General features: G+C 38.5%; 11 protein-coding genes. 6 read left to right on the plus strand and 5 right to left on the minus strand.

The features are described 5' to 3' along the window. The first annotated feature begins 45 nt into the window (after positions 1 to 45). From CHB66_RS04230 to CHB66_RS04245, 4 genes are all read left to right on the plus strand, one after another. Positions 46 to 936 carry a dihydrodipicolinate synthase family protein gene (locus CHB66_RS04230; RefSeq protein ID WP_089238309.1) on the plus strand — a complete coding sequence of 297 codons (891 nt, stop codon included), beginning with the start codon at positions 46 to 48 and terminating at the stop codon, positions 934 to 936. Between the two features lie 395 nt (positions 937 to 1,331). Further along, complete coding sequence (locus CHB66_RS04235; protein ID WP_089238311.1) at positions 1,332 to 2,777, plus strand: aldehyde dehydrogenase (NADP(+)); 1,446 nt, start codon at positions 1,332 to 1,334, stop codon at positions 2,775 to 2,777. Positions 2,778 to 2,935: 158 nt separating this feature from the next. After that, the gene (locus CHB66_RS04240) at positions 2,936 to 3,934 is read left to right on the plus strand and encodes a 4-hydroxyproline epimerase (RefSeq protein WP_089238313.1); all 999 of its coding nucleotides are present in this window, start codon (positions 2,936 to 2,938) and stop codon (positions 3,932 to 3,934) included. Between the two features lie 382 nt (positions 3,935 to 4,316). Beyond that, positions 4,317 to 5,564: an NAD(P)/FAD-dependent oxidoreductase gene (locus CHB66_RS04245; RefSeq protein ID WP_089238315.1), complete on the plus strand. Its 1,248-nt coding sequence runs from the start codon at positions 4,317 to 4,319 to the stop codon at positions 5,562 to 5,564. 62 nt (positions 5,565 to 5,626) lie between these two features. On the opposite strand, the gene CHB66_RS04250 is transcribed toward CHB66_RS04245, so the two are convergent. From CHB66_RS04250 to CHB66_RS04260, 3 genes are all read right to left on the minus strand, one after another. Then, the gene (locus tag CHB66_RS04250; protein ID WP_170932428.1) at positions 5,627 to 6,427 is read right to left on the minus strand and encodes a hypothetical protein; all 801 of its coding nucleotides are present in this window, start codon (positions 6,425 to 6,427) and stop codon (positions 5,627 to 5,629) included. Positions 6,428 to 6,674: 247 nt separating this feature from the next. Next, entirely contained in the window at positions 6,675 to 7,343 is a 669-nt protein-coding gene (locus tag CHB66_RS04255) for a hypothetical protein (protein WP_089238319.1), read from the minus strand. Beyond that, positions 7,333 to 7,875, minus strand: a complete 543-nt coding sequence (locus CHB66_RS04260; RefSeq protein WP_089238321.1) for an RNA polymerase sigma factor — start codon at positions 7,873 to 7,875, stop codon at positions 7,333 to 7,335. Before CHB66_RS04260 ends, CHB66_RS04255 begins: the two co-directional genes overlap by 11 nt. Positions 7,876 to 7,995: 120 nt before the next feature. Here CHB66_RS04260 and CHB66_RS04265 point away from each other — a divergent pair, with 120 nt between their 5' ends. After that, positions 7,996 to 8,847: a DNA/RNA non-specific endonuclease gene (locus CHB66_RS04265; protein ID WP_089238323.1), complete on the plus strand. Its 852-nt coding sequence runs from the start codon at positions 7,996 to 7,998 to the stop codon at positions 8,845 to 8,847. A 79-nt stretch (positions 8,848 to 8,926) separates the two neighbouring features. Here CHB66_RS04265 and clpB read toward each other — a convergent pair whose 3' ends face one another. Further along, positions 8,927 to 11,539, minus strand: coding sequence for an ATP-dependent chaperone ClpB (clpB, locus tag CHB66_RS04270; RefSeq protein ID WP_089238595.1), 2,613 nt, complete (start codon positions 11,537 to 11,539; stop codon positions 8,927 to 8,929). 263 nt (positions 11,540 to 11,802) lie between these two features. Beyond that, complete coding sequence (locus CHB66_RS04275; protein ID WP_089238325.1) at positions 11,803 to 12,282, minus strand: HlyD family secretion protein; 480 nt, start codon at positions 12,280 to 12,282, stop codon at positions 11,803 to 11,805. A 158-nt stretch (positions 12,283 to 12,440) separates the two neighbouring features. Between CHB66_RS04275 and CHB66_RS04280 the strand changes: the two genes are divergently transcribed. Next, positions 12,441 to 15,572 carry a histidine kinase N-terminal 7TM domain-containing protein gene (locus tag CHB66_RS04280; protein ID WP_089238327.1) on the plus strand — a complete coding sequence of 1,044 codons (3,132 nt, stop codon included), beginning with the start codon at positions 12,441 to 12,443 and terminating at the stop codon, positions 15,570 to 15,572. Positions 15,573 to 15,577 lie beyond the last annotated feature (5 nt).

Genomic DNA, 15,577 nt, shown 5'->3' on the forward strand with positions numbered 1-15,577 from the left:
TCACTAAATACCTAACTTTCTTCTATCTTGATAAAATTAAAATTTATGAATTGGCAAGGCGTATTTCCTGCAGTTACCACCAAGTTCCACCAAGATGGAAGCTTGGATATGGACATGTTTTTCAAAAACATTGACTTTCAAATCGAATCCGGTGTGAAAGGGATTATACTAGGCGGTACTTTGGGTGAATCCTCTGTCCTATCCCTAGATGAAAAAATCCACCTAACTACCGAAACTGTAAAACATCTCGATGGCAAGGCTCCAGTTATTCTCAATATTGCCGAAGGAGCAACCAAAGATGCTATTTACTGGGCGCAAAAAGCCAACGAAATAGGTGCTTCAGGTTTGATGCTATTGCCTCCCATGCGCTACTCCGCTGATCACAGAGAAGTGGTGACTTACCTCAAAGCAGTAGCCAATAGCACCGACCTTCCTATCATGATCTACAACAATCCTGTGGATTATAAGACTTTGGTGACTATTTCCATGTTTGAAGAATTGGCTGCATGTAAAAACATTCAAGCCATCAAAGAATCTACCAGAGATATTTCCAATGTGACTCGCATGCGAAATCGATTTGGTGACCGCTTCAAAATTCTATGCGGAGTAGACACATTAGCGATGGAAGAATTGGTCATGGGGGCAGACGGCTGGGTAGCAGGCTTAGTCTGTGCTTTCCCCAAGGAAACTGTCACAGTCTATAATCTTATCAAAGCAGGAAAATACGAGGAAGCTCTACAAATTTACCGTTGGTTCCTCCCTCTCTTGGAATTGGATATCCATCCCAAACTTGTTCAATACATCAAATTGGCCGAGCAAATGGCCGGAATTGGAACCGAATGGGTCAGGGCACCCAGACTCACTTTGGTGGGAGAAGAAAGAATAAAAATAGAGAATATCATTAAGAGGGGTTTGGAGCATAGGCCTAAGATTTAAAAATACTTTGTGATATATACTTCATGAAATATAATGGAAATATGCTATGCGAAATATGGTAGAAATACGCCTACAGCGAAATAAATAGAAATATGATTGATATATACTTCGTGAAATAGATAGAAATATGCGGGAGAGTTAGTTCCACCTTGTTTCAATTTATCCCGAATCGCTCTGCTCTCAGGATCTTCTATAAAGCTCCGGTTTCTACCATATTTCAATTTATATCCATTGTATTTCTAAATTATTTCAAATCACTTTGCTCTTAGGGATCCCGCTAAATCTTCAATATGACCCATGTTTCCACTATATTTCAATTCTATTTCTACCATATTTCTATATATATCTATTGTATTCCAATCACTTAAAGCCATTTTAATTTTAAAAAAGAAATCATGAACTACGACCAAATATTCCAATCCGCCCAAGATGCTTTTTTACATTTCAAAAATGTTTCTGGAAAGGATAAAGGCAAATTTTTAAGACGAATTTCAGAAGGAATCGAGGCGGAAAAATCGACTTTAATCCCCATGGCTTCTGGGGAATCCAACTTGCCTGAAGGAAGAATTACCGGAGAACTTGGCAGAACTGTCGGTCAAATCCGACTATTCGCCAATTTGGTAGAAGAAGGGTCTTGGGTAGAGGCTGTAATCGATCATGCTGATCCGGAAAGAACTCCTGCTCCTAAGCCTGATTTACGGAGATTTCTGACACCCATAGGGCCCGTTGTGATTTTTGGAGCAAGTAATTTTCCTTTGGCATTTTCTACCGCAGGGGGAGATACGATTTCCGCTTTGGCAGCGGGATGTCCCGTCATATACAAAGGCCACCCGGCTCATCCCGAGACGTCCAAATTAGTTGGACAGATCATCCAAAAAGCTGCCATAGATTCCGGATTGCCCTTAGGATTATTTACCCATGTAGAAGGAGGTATAGCCGAAGGTCAGGGTTTGGTGAAACACCCTTTGGCTAAAGCCGTGGCATTCACAGGTTCATTCACAGGTGGAAAAGCCTTATTTGACCTTGCTAATCAGAGAAAAGAACCAATCCCTGTTTTTGCAGAAATGGGCTCTGTAAATCCCATCATTACTTTTAAAAAGAACCTAGCAAACAACTTGGAGGCTTTGGCCAAACAATTCGTCGACTCTCTGACTCTCGGAGCAGGACAGTTTTGCACCAACCCTGGATTAATCATGGTGCCCAGTGCCCATGCAGAGGACTTTGCGGAGGCTGTAAAAAAAGAATTGGAAGAAATCGCAGCAGCTCCAATGCTGCACGAGGGAATAGCAAAGGCTTATTATAAGTCTTTGGAGAGCATGAAAGAACGCAAAGAACTTGATTGGGTGCAGGTGGCAAAAGCCAAAGATCTGATTAAAGCCTATCCTGCTTTGGCCAAAATCAAGGCTAAAAACTGGCTAGAGGATGATCATTTTCAGCAGGAAGTATTCGGTTCATTTGCCCTGATGGTGGTGTATGAAAACTTCAATGAACTCTTCGCCATTGCGCAGCGGCTTCATGGTCAATTGACCATCACCCTTTGGGGGGAAGAAGAGGAGTTGGCCAATAAAATCGACTTGATCAATCAGTTGGAAGAAAAGTGCGGCAGGTTATTATTCAAAGGTGTACCAACTGGTGTAGAAGTGGGTCATGCCATGCAGCATGGAGGACCCTATCCTTCTACCACAGACAGTAGGACTACTTCCGTTGGAGTTTATGCCATCAAGCGTTTTGCAAGACCCATTGCTTTTCAGGACATGCCACATAACCTACTTCCTGATGCGCTGAGAGAAGAGAATTCGCTGGGGATTTGGAGAATGGTGGATGGGGAATTTAAAAAATAGAAATTTGTGGAAATATGCCTTCGGTGAAATATACCTTTGGTGAAATAGGGTAGATATATAGCTTCGCTGAAATATGCTTCGCGAAATATTTCAATCATATATCAATCGTATTTCCACTTTATTTCTACCATATTTCTACAGTACTTCAATTATCAAACATGAAAAAAACCTTCCAGTGTATTGATGCCCATACTTGTGGCAATCCAGTTAGAGTTGTAGCTGGCGGAGTTCCTTTTTTGGAAGGGAATAATATGCTTGAAAAGCGTCAATATTTTTTAGATCACTTGGATTGGATAAGAACTGGGCTAATGTTTGAACCAAGGGGTCATGATATGATGTCTGGTTCTATGCTTTTTCCTCCCCATGACCCTGAAAATGATTTTGCGGTACTTTTTATAGAAACTTCGGGCTGTCTCCCGATGTGTGGACATGGAACTATAGGAACGATTACTATAGCGATTGAGGAAGGATTGATTCAGCCTAAAAACCCTGGTTTTCTAAGAATGGAAGCTCCAGCAGGGTTGGTTTTGGTGGAGTACAAGCAGGAAGGAAAGAAAGTCACTTCTGTCAAGTTGACGAATGTCAAGAGCTTTTTGGCCGCTGAAGGTTTGGAGATAGAAAGTGATGATCTGGGAAAACTTACCGTGGATGTAGCTTATGGAGGCAATTTTTATTGTATTGTAGATCCACAAGAAAACTTCCAAGGTTTGGAACATTACAAAGCCGAACAATTGATTTCTATGGCAAGAAATCTTCGCCAAAAGATGAATGAAAAATATGAATTTGTCCATCCTGAGCATCCGCAGATCAAAGGGCTCTCCCATGTGCTTTGGACTGGGAAAACCTTAGAAGAATCCAGTACAGCTAGAAATGCTGTTTTTTATGGAGAAAAAGCCATCGATAGGTCACCTTGTGGCACCGGGACTTCCGCAAGAATGGCACAGTGGTTTGCCAAAGGATGGCTGAAGCCAAGTGATGAATTTATCCACGAGAGTTTTATTGGATCAAAGTTTACAGGAAGGATAGAAGAAGTCACGGAGATCGCAGGAAAGCCAGCGATCATCCCAAGCATCGAAGGCTGGGCAAAAGTCTATGGCTACAACACGATTATTCTTGATGACGATGATCCTTATGTGCACGGGTTTCAAGTGATATAGAGAATGGAACGCGGAAGACGTTGATTTGGCGGATGAACACGGATTTTTGTTCTGCGACTATCTGCTCAATCCGTGTCATCAGAGTTCCATCTTAAGAAAGGATTATTTTTCTAACAGGTAAATTATCAGATAATTTTACCATTAGTAGGAATGAGCACCTGAAAATCATCAAGAGTTTATGATCAAATCTTAAACTTTATCAAACCAAATATTACCCTTCAATAATTTTCTCTGACTCTATTTTTCCAAAAAATATTATCTTTCTTGAAGAAAAGAATGTTAGAGCAAACAGCCAAAATCCTTGACCTTCTTTAATATCTTTGAAATAAATCCATGTTCCCATTTCTTGGTACATGGTACATTATACATTGTACAATAAACTATGAAACCAACCATCATCATCGGCGGAGGAATTATTGGGCTTTTTACAGCTTACTATTTGGTAGAAGAAGGAGTGGAGGTAGTCATTGTGGACAAAGGTGACATGCAGGTAACTACTTCTACGGGAAATGCTGGGATGATCGTACCGAGTCATATTATTCCTTTGGCTGCTCCAGGGATGATTTCTAAAGGAATCAGCTGGATGTTTTCTTCCAAAAGCCCATTTTACATCCATCCAAGATTGGATAGAAAACTGCTGGAATGGTCTTGGTTATTTTATCGTGCTGCCAATCCGAAACATGTGGAAAAAAGTATTCCTTTTTTGAAAAATATAAGTTTATTGAGCAAATCACTTTATCAAGAGTTTAAGACAAAACATAGCGATGCTAAGCTGGGCTTAGTCGAAAAGGGATTGATGATGCTTTATCAAACTCTTGAAGTGGAAAAAGAGGAAATTGAGTTTGCGCACTTAGCTAGAAAGCATGGCTTGGAAGCTGAAATTCTTAGCCCAGATGACATTGCAAACATAGAACTCAATCTGGAAGTAAAAGCGCGTGGAGCAGTATTGTTTCCGGGTGATGCGCATTTGTCTCCTTCCGCTTTGTACAATTATCTAAAGACTTATCTCAAATCAAATGGTGTTACTTTCAAATCTAGTTTGTCGGTTTTGGGTTTTGAGAAAAAAGGAGCAAAAGTTAGCGCAGTCATTACTCCTGATGGAGCGATAGAGGGCAAACAATTTATCCTCTGTGGAGGAGCTTGGTCAGGTGAGTTGGCCAAAATGTTAGGATTCAAACTTCCCATGATGGGAGGGAAAGGCTATAGTTTTGTCCAAGAAAATCAACCTGAAATCCTTCAAGCATCGATCCTAACTGAGATGAAAGTTGCTGTAAGTCCTTATGGAAATCAAGTCCGATTCGGGGGAACGATGGAAATCGCTGGAGTAAATGAAAAAATCAATATCAACAGGGTAAAAGGAATCTTTGAATCGATCAACCGATTTTATCCTGATTTTCAAGCCAAATTCCCAAGTCATGAAGAGATCTGGAAAGGCTTGAGACCTTGTTCCCCTGATGGCTTACCCTATATCGGACAAGCACCGGGTTTGGAAAATGTCTTGGTAGGCTCTGGCCATGGAATGATGGGAATCAGCATGGCTCCCGGAACAGGCAAGCTCCTATGCCAACTCCACCAAAAAGAAGCCACAGGGATTCTGATTGATGGATTTGGCGTGGGGAGGTATCAATAATTCTGATTGAGTTTGAGTTTCTGATTAATTAATCCGCCTTTTTACTAATCTCTTATAAAATCTTAGAATAACCTATAGCTGACTCCAATAGTAGATATCCAATCTGATTTAAAATCTTTAAAATGATTAATATAAGAAATCTTAAAATGTGGACTGATTTGGAAGTCAAATCCTAAAAGATTATTTCTTTCTCCAAAGAAGGTGTTAGCATGATTTGAGCTAATCATTCTACCATATTTAATGGTTGTCGTATAATCTAAAACACCAGTTCTCCACCCCCCAGTCAAAAAGAAATCGTTATTAAACTCGAAACTTGAGTCTTCATTTTTTTGAACAAAAGCATAGTGTAACCAAGATAATTCTACTCCTGATTTTGATCTCGTTATCCATTTTTTCCTTTTCCCTAAATCAAAAAACAATGAAAGCTCCGTTGTTAAAGGAAAGTAACTGCCAATAAATTGAGTCCCAATATCAAAATTGAAAATCAACTTTTTGGAATCTTCTAAGTTGTAATAAGTAGTTATCTCTTTTTCCCCGTCTGCATTTATTCTTAAATCTTTGTTAAAGAGTCCTTTTTCGTATTTTTTGAACCAGTCTTTTTCAAGCATCAGGCTTCTTACCATTTCTGTAATTCCAGCTTCTTTTAAGACCATAAGTTCATCTATTTCTCCGAGATATACTTCAATATCAGTCATTCCTCTAGGAGTAAATCGCACTGTGTGTCGATGAATTGGGACCGTTTGATTGTTTTCTTTCTTAAATCTTACTGTAGTTAACTCTTCATAAATTAACTGAGACGTCTCAGGACTATATCTTAAATAATAATTTTTGTTTTCAAAGTCTAATCCAATTTGATTTGTCATCTCAAAGAAGGAATCAACATACTTTTCAAATCCGGGGAAATTCTCGAATTCACCTACATTTGACCAGAGATATGAAATTTTCTTTTCATCTTCGAAAAAGATATTTAATGTGTCATTAACCCTTCTCAGAATTAAATCTTCTTGATTGTAAGAGCTTCCAAAAAACTTGTAATCTCTTTTTTCAATAATCTTTTCCTGTGCGATTGATCGCTGTATTGAAAACAGAGATAGAATTATAATTAACAAATTAATTTTTCTCATAATTACCACGAATTAAAGTGCTTAAAACTGACTCTTGATTTATATTCTTTCCCTTAGCTAAGTCTAAATTTCTATTGGCACCTAGGAATTCTGCCAATGTCATCCGCTGGAGGATGATTTTTTCTTTGAATTTTGATTTTGGATTTACCTTATCCAAACTCGCCTGCAAGCGCTGAGCTGCAGGGCTAAGCTGGGTTTCTACTGGTTTTGGTTCTACAACTTGAGTTTTCTGAGGTATTTCTTTTTCAATTTCCTCTGTATCTGCAATGAAGCGATCAGCTTCCTTGTTTTCCGCATTTTCCACTTTCAAGATTGAAGGCTTAGGATTTGATTGAGGAATATTTGATTCCTGACTCAGTTTTGTTTTTTTCACAATTTCATCAGCTTCTACTTTTTGTATTTCAGGAATAGGAAGGAAGCCAATTTCATGTTGTGAAGTAGTGGTCAATAAAAGATCTTCTTCAAAATTCACGGAATTTGAAAACAAGAATAGTCCAATCGAAACAATTAAAACCACTGACGCTGCAACCCACCAAAATACTGGCTTTTTGTTTTTCTTCGGTCTTTTGATTTGACCCCAAATCACATCTTCTCGGAAATTTATTCCTTGGGGAAGATTTACATTTCGATCTATATTTTTTCTATCAGGATGCATGATTTAGTCCAAGTTTGATGATGATTTCTCTTAAGTATGTTTTTGCTTTGCTCAACTGGGATTTGGAAGTCCCGATGCTGATTCCGAGTTTCTCGGCTATTTCTCCGTGTGAAAAACCCTCTATTTCATACAAATTAAAGATGGTCCGATAACCCTCTGGGAGCTTTAGGATCAGCTCGAAGAGCTCCTGACTCTTCAGTTTGTCTAGCGCTGATTCACTTTGTTCGGCCACATTTTCGTCAGGTTCTATGATCAATGGAGCGTTTTTTTGCTTTCGCAAAAACATCAGACATTCGTTGACTGTGATTTTCTTGATCCAAGCTTCAAATGATCCTTCATCTTGATATTCAAAATTTGATATTTTCTCAAAAGCTTTGCTAAATGCGATGCTTAGAATTTCCTCCGCATCATGTTGATTTCTCACATACCTCAAGCAAAGCATGAACAGAGGTTTGCCCAATTCCTCAAAGATGCTTCTCTGAGCTTGATGCTTTCCTTTTTTTGCTTGTTTGACGAGGTCGAGGTGGATCAAAATTTATAATCTTATTGGCTTACAATAGAATAAATGCACTGAAATAGAAAATGGTTGTCTGAGTTTTCAGAATTCCCCTAAATAATATTTACTTTGAGGAAAATTCAAAATTATTGCTTCATGAAAAGGACTTTTCTTGCCTTGTTACTTTTTGTCTTGGTTACCAATTGCAAGACCATTGAGCAATCTCCAAATAGGACGTATGAACCAAATGAGGAAGCTCAGTCAGAATCTGTAGTTGTTGAAGAGATTATTCCATCTGAAGTAGATTTATCATTTGTTCCAGAAATCTTCAGAGATTTTGTGCCAGAAGTAGAAATCCCTAGGTACTTCTTGGATTATAATGGATTTGCTCTTGAGTTTGATACGTTGACTAAAAATGCCAAATGGGTAAGTTATCTGCTTTGCAGAGCAAATCTAGGCTCGGGCGAAGAGCGTTCGAGTAATTTTAGAATGGAGCGTAGACTAGGTGATTTAAGTCCGCGGGATGTTGCGTATAGGAATTCTGGCTATGACCGTGGTCATTTGGCTCCTGCAGCTGATATGGCTTACAGTGCTGAAAGTATGTATGATAGTTTTTTCCTGACCAATGCTAGTCCACAAGTTCCTGGATTCAATCGTGGAATTTGGAAAAGGTTGGAAGAACAGATTAGAAAATTTGCTTCAGAAAAAGATAGCATCTATATCTCAACAGGTCCAGTTCTAGATCAAAGCCTAGCCCGGTTAGGGAATAGCCCAATCGTAATACCTGAATATTTTTATAAAGTTGTTTTGAAAAAAGATAAAGGCAACCCTCAAGGAATCGCATTCATTATGAAAAATGAATCTGCAACCGGAGATCTGAAAACATTCGCAGTCAGTATTGATTCTGTGGAAGTATTGACAGGAATCAACTTTTTCCCATTGCTCAATACCACACAGGAAACCCAAGCGGAAAGTAAATTTGACCTGTCTTATTGGTTTGGGAATTAAAAAAGGCCCCAAGAACAATCTCCTGAGGCCATAACCAATCTACACCAAAAATTTTATCTAAACCAACATCATTTTACTATCAGACTTCCACTGACTCAATGTTTTTGAAATACACTTGCTTATCGGCGTCCAAGTCAACCAAGACTGCCGAGTCATTTTTGATATATCCTGATAAGATTTGCTTAGAAAGCTCATTTAAGATCAGGCGCTGCATGGTTCGCTTCAACGGTCTTGCACCAAACTGCGGATCGAATCCTACTTCTCCCAAATAATCTAATACCTCAGTCGTAGCATCGATTTCGATATTGGCTTCTGCGAGTCGCTTTTGAATTTCTCTCCATTGGATATCGACAATTTTTCGAATCACACCTCTATTCAAAGGCTCAAACATGATCGTTTCATCAATTCTGTTCAGGAACTCTGGTCTGACTGATTTCTTCAAGAGGTCATAGACTTCATCTTTGGTCCTCTCTAAGATTTCTTCCTTATTCCATTCTTCTATTTCAGCAAATCTTTCTTGAATCAGCGTAGAGCCGATATTCGTCGTCAAGATGATAATCGTATTCTTGAAATTAGCGATTCTACCTTTGTTATCGGTCAAGCGACCATCATCCAATACTTGGAGCAAGATGTTGAATACATCAGGATGGGCTTTTTCGATCTCGTCAAGTAAGACAACAGAATAGGGTTTTCTTCTTACGGCTTCCGTAAGTTGTCCACCTTCATCATATCCAACATATCCCGGAGGTGCTCCTACAAGCCTTGATACGGCATGTCTTTCTTGATATTCTGACATGTCAATTCTTACCATGGCATTGTCATCATTGAAGAGATATTCAGCGAGAGCTTTTGCCAATTCTGTTTTTCCAACACCTGTTGTTCCCATGAAAATAAAGGAACCAATAGGACGCTTTGGATCTTGAAGACCTGCTCTGCTTCTCCTCACAGCATCTGAAAGCGCTACGATTGCTTCTCGTTGACCTGCTACTCTTCTTCCCAATTCATCTTCGAGGTGAAGGAGTTTCTCTCTTTCACTTTGAATCATTTTGCTCAAAGGAATTCCTGTCCACTTGGACACAACGGCCGCAATATCTTCATGATCGACTTCTTCTTTGAGCAGCGGAGATCCTTGTTGCATTTCTTCGAGTTGATCTTTGAAGGAATCCAGCTTCTTCTCCGATTCCACGATCTTGCCATATCTGATCTCAGCTACTTTTCCAAAATCTCCCGAGCGCTCAGCTTGTTCAGCTTCCAGTTTGAGCTTATCGATATTTTCTTTCTCTCTTCTGATACCTGTGATGACAGCTTTTTCGCTTTCCCATTTTGCTTTGACACTTTGTCTTTTTTCAGAAAGCTCAGCAATTTCTTTGCTAAGGACAGTTTCTTTGTCTTTGTTATTTTCTCTCCTGATCGCTTCTCGCTCGATCTCTAGCTGCATGATTCTCCTGTTGAGTTCATCCAACTCCTGCGGAAGCGAATCGATTTCCATTCTCAATTTCGCTGCTGCTTCATCCATCAAATCAATGGCTTTGTCAGGTAGAAATCGATCCGAAATATACCTTTGAGAAAGTTCTACGGCTGAAATTACCGCATCATCTTTGATGCGCACACCATGGTGAAGCTCGTATTTGTCTTTGATTCCTCTTAGAATGGAAATCGCATCAGCTGCATCGGGTTCGTCTACGATTACGGATTGAAATCGTCTTTCGAGCGCTTTGTCTTTTTCGATGTATTTCTGATATTCCTTTAAAGTAGTTGCTCCAATAGCGTGCAACTCTCCTCGAGCCAAAGCCGGCTTGAGTAAATTGGCTGCATCCATGGCACCTTCTCCACCTCCTCCAGCACCAATTAGCGTGTGGATTTCATCGATGAAAAGAATGATTTGTCCATCAGAATCAGTAACCTCTTTGATGACTGCTTTGAGTCTTTCTTCAAATTCCCCTTTGTATTTGGCTCCAGCTACGAGTAAACCCATATCCAAAGAAATCAAAGTTTTGGTTTTGAGATTTTCTGGAACATCACCGCTGACGATTCGCTGGGCGAGCCCTTCCACGATAGCTGTTTTTCCCACACCAGGCTCTCCGAGTAAGATCGGGTTGTTCTTGGTCCTTCTTGCCAAAATCTGCAATACCCTTCTGATCTCCTCATCACGGCCAATGACAGGGTCTATTTTTCCCTTTTTGGCCAGTTCGTTCAAGTTTTTGGAGTATTTCTCTAAAGCCCTGTATTTAGATTCTGCGTTTTGATCTGTCACTTTGTTTCCTTGTCTAAGTTCTTTGATTGCTTCGATCAGGGTTTTTTCAGTCAGACCTTGATCTTTTAATAGTTGTGCTGTTTTATCATTTCCATGTAAGATGGCGAGTAGCAAATGCTCAATTGCTACAAATTCGTCACCGAAGGTTTTCAGATAGTCTTTTGCTTTGGTAAGCACTTGATTGGCTGAATTGGATAGATAAGGCTGTTGACCGCTTACTTTAGCGAAGCTTTTGATGATGTCCTCTATTTTTTGGGCGATCAAGGCTTTATTGACTGACAATTTTTTGAAGATAAAGTCAGTCACATTTTCATCTTCTGAAAAGATCCCCTTCAAAATATGTGCAGGCTCGATGACTTGCTGTTGCTCAGCCATAGTCAATTCCGCTGCCTTTTGAATAGCTTCTTGAGATTTGATAGTGAATTGTTTGAAATCCATTTTATTGATAGTTTTTCTGTTGCTGTGGTTATTTGAAATCATCTCATCAAATGATCAACCAGAGCAATTTTTCGGAAAAAATGTCCGAAAACCACCTTTAATAAGCTACAAATCAAGACGTTTTGACAGAAAACGAAATGTTATCTATGACTTAACTACTTGAAAAAAACTATATCATTGACCTTATGCACAGTTCAAATAAAAAGATAAAAATCAGACTTTTTAAAAATAAAAAAAGCCCACTTTCGTGAGCTTTTGAAAAATTAATTTTCTTTTGCTTTATACCTTTCTAAATCTCTTTCAAATCTTGAAATATCAGAATTGGCCTTTTCTACATTGATTTCAAGTTGCTTTTGCTTCAGTTCCATTTTTGCTACTTTTTCATTTGTTGTGCCTTTTTGGATAGCCTTTTCTATTTTCAAGTTTTTTTGGGCAAGTTTAATCTCTGCTTTTTGCCGCTTTGTCACAGCTTTATCATAATTTTTTTGAGCCTTTTCAAGATTTTTTACCCTTTTAGCCTCTGCCTTTTCTGCAGCTTGCATCCGCTTCAATTCAGCCTGTTGAGCTTTTAACTCTCGTTTTTCTTGAGCCAATCGCTGTTTCTCTTCTTTTTGAGCCTGCTTCATTTCCGCCATCTCAGTCTTGCTCATTTCTTTTTTCTCGACAGATTCTTGTGCTTGTGCTCCCGCAGTCAACAATAGCATACAAAAAAGGAATCCAAAAATTAATTTCACTTTTTTCATAATTATTCAATTTTTATTAGAAAACAAATTTACATCTTATTAAAGTCCAACAACTATACCAAGAGTACATCAAACAATCTAATTTATCAATTAAATATTGTTTTATGCATATTATTGAGTGTTTTTTGTAATTTAGTTTTGACTTTTAAAAGTACATTATGGTTGAGCAGTTTCAGTTTAATTTGATTTCTATACCTGTATTTATCACAAGTATATTATTTCTCTTTTTGATCATATTGAGCAGGAAAAAAACCAATGAATACGGAGAGCAATACTTTACTTACCTTTTAATTTCTTGCTTTCTTTACGCTATACTTTATGGTTTAGAAATCATTTCTACTTCAAAACCTTACATTGTCAATTTTTATAAATTAGAGTTTTTAGGAGGTGTTTTCATCACACCATTACTTTTGGCATTTGCCTTGAAATATACAGGTAATGGTAAGTTTTTGAATACATTTGGCAAAACTTTGCTCTTTGGATCTGCGATAGTTTTTCTTGGTTTACTTTTTACAAATGACTTTCATTTACTTTTTTACAAGGGATTTGATATCAATTCACAAGAATATTTTACATCAATAAGCTTTGATCCAGGTGTGGTTCATTGGCTCTATGGTATTTACAATATTATATTGGTGATCATTACCAATATTCTGTTGATCAGAATGCTGTTATTTGTTCCAGATGCATTTTCAAAGCAAGTTACTGTCATCTTGATGGCAACTTTAATTCCGTGGTTGACTCATATTTTGGATTTATTTGAATTTTATGAGACTCCACTAGACTTAGTGCCTTTTTCATTGGCCTTAAGTGCTGTTTTCATGTATTGGGGCTTATTCAAATTGGGGCTTTTGAAGTCTATGCCAATTGCTTTTGAGAAAATATTCAACGAACTCAGTGATGGAGTAATTATTTTGGATAAATCAGGGGAGATCATCACGCATAATAAAACAGCCTTAAAGCTCCTCAAACTTCAAGAACCTTTGACAAAGTCAACCCTTTTGTCAGATTGGCCTGGTACTAGTAGCTATTTGGACATCAAAAACCAGGCATCTCCATCTGAACTACATCCCCATAATGGGCAAACACTACTAATCAGCAGGGAATCAGCAGCTGAGCATGGCTACGGCGATGACCCAATTCACTACATCATGCTGAGGGATATATCAGCTGAGAAAAAAACACAGGTTATTCTCAAATCCAACGAGCAAAAACTACAGAAAGCCAATGCCAATTTACTAAGAAATGAACGCATGCTAAAGTCTATCGCTTTGGCTACTAAAGAACTTCTATCCAACCGAGACTTTTCTATTGCTACTCAAAAAGCAGTAACGATACTTGGAGAAGGGGCTGGAGTAGATAGGGCTTATCTTTTTGAAAATAGTCAAGACGAAGAAGGCAATTTATATAGTTCACAGCGGTTTGAATGGAGTGCGTCTGGGGTGCCGCCAGAAATCAACAACCCAGATCTGCAAGGTCTACCCATGAACCTTTATGGTGAGGCTGTAGATTTCCTCCAAGACAATAAAATATACCAGACAATTGTCTCACAACTTAAAGATATCGAGCTCAAAAGTTTACTAGAAGGGCAAGAAATCAAGTCAATTTTACTGATTCCCATATTTGTAGGGGAAAATTTCTGGGGCTATGTGGGGTTTGACGATTGTACCTACGAAAAAGTCTGGAGTGATGCTGAAGCAGCTTTGCTACTAAGCTTTGCAGATAGTATTTCCAATGCCATTGAAAGAAAAACTTTGGAGCAAAACCTTTTCAAATCAATGCAACAAGCCAAGGAGGCAAGCATAGCCAAGTCTGAATTCCTAGCTAATATGAGTCATGAAATACGAACCCCACTCAATGGCGTTATCGGATTTTCAGATCTATTGATGCGTACTAGCCTAGACCAAACCCAAAGAAACTACCTCAAATCCATTACACAGTCAGGCAATCTGTTGCTTGACCTGATCAATGATATACTAGATTTCTCCAAAATTGAAGCTGGGAAACTTGAACTCAGCCCCATCAAATTGAATTTGAAAGAATTGGCTGAGGAAACTCTCACAGTCATCAAACCTTTGGCGGAGGAAAAAAATCTGAAGCTATTACTTAGTCTAGATCTCAAACTTCCTCAAATAGTTTTGCTGGATATAACTCGGATCAAGCAGATCCTAATGAACTTGCTAAGTAATGCAGTCAAATTCACAAAAGAAGGAGAGATAGAACTATCTATTCAAGCAAAATCTATTGATCTTAAGAGTCAACAAGCGAATTTGATCTTTGCTGTGAAGGATACTGGAATCGGTATTTCTAAAGAAAAAGAAAAGATCATTTTCGAGGCCTTCGCTCAAGAGGACAGTTCTACCACGAGAAAGTATGGAGGAACAGGCTTAGGTTTGACCATCTGCAACAAGCTTTTAGAACTGATGGACAGTAAGCTTGAGCTCGAAACCAAATTGGGAGAAGGTAGCAGGTTCTACTTTACTATCAATGCACCTTTTGAAAACTTAGATGGGCTAGAATTACCTTCAAAAACTGAGGAAGAAAGACCTATTGAAGAAGACTTATTGACAGTCAAAAACCGAAAAATCCTCCTTGTTGATGACAATCCTGTGAATATGTTGCTGGCCAAAACAATCGTCAGAAACCTGATTCCTTCAGCAGCAATTTACGAGGCTAAAAATGGATTGGAAGCCGTAGAGTTATTCAAAATATACAAACCTGAAATCGTCTTTATGGACATTCAAATGCCAGAAATGAGTGGCTATGAAGCAACACAGGCCATCAGGGCATTTGAAATAGGGAAGAAAACGCCAATCATCGCACTCACTGCTGGGACAGTAAAAGGGGAGCATGAAAGGTGCTTAGAAGCAGGTATGGATGATTACTTGAGCAAGCCCATTTTAGTTTCCGATATTTCTGAAAAACTATATCAGTACCTAGATAATAAAGTAGAAGAGACGGTATTTGTATCTAAATTTGATGAGTATAAATCCACCGACCCTGATTTTTTCAAGGAACTGATCGTAGTCAGTAAAGAAAATTTGACAAAACTTCAAGAACAGATCGATATAAATATTTCCGAAAAAAGCCTGAATAAGATTAAACAAACTGCTCATGCCATTAGAGGAATTGCTTTGAATCTTGATTTGAAAAAACTGTCTGAAATAGCAGGGGAAATAGAAAAAATTAAAGAACTATCTGTTGAAGAGAATTTGATGCTTTTCAAACAGCTAGAAGAAGAAATCAATCAGATTCTTCAAAAACTTGAAAAGGAAATCAATGAAATATGATCATT

The sequence above is a fragment of the Belliella buryatensis genome (genome assembly GCF_900188245.1).
GTDB lineage: Bacteria > Bacteroidota > Bacteroidia > Cytophagales > Cyclobacteriaceae > Belliella > Belliella buryatensis.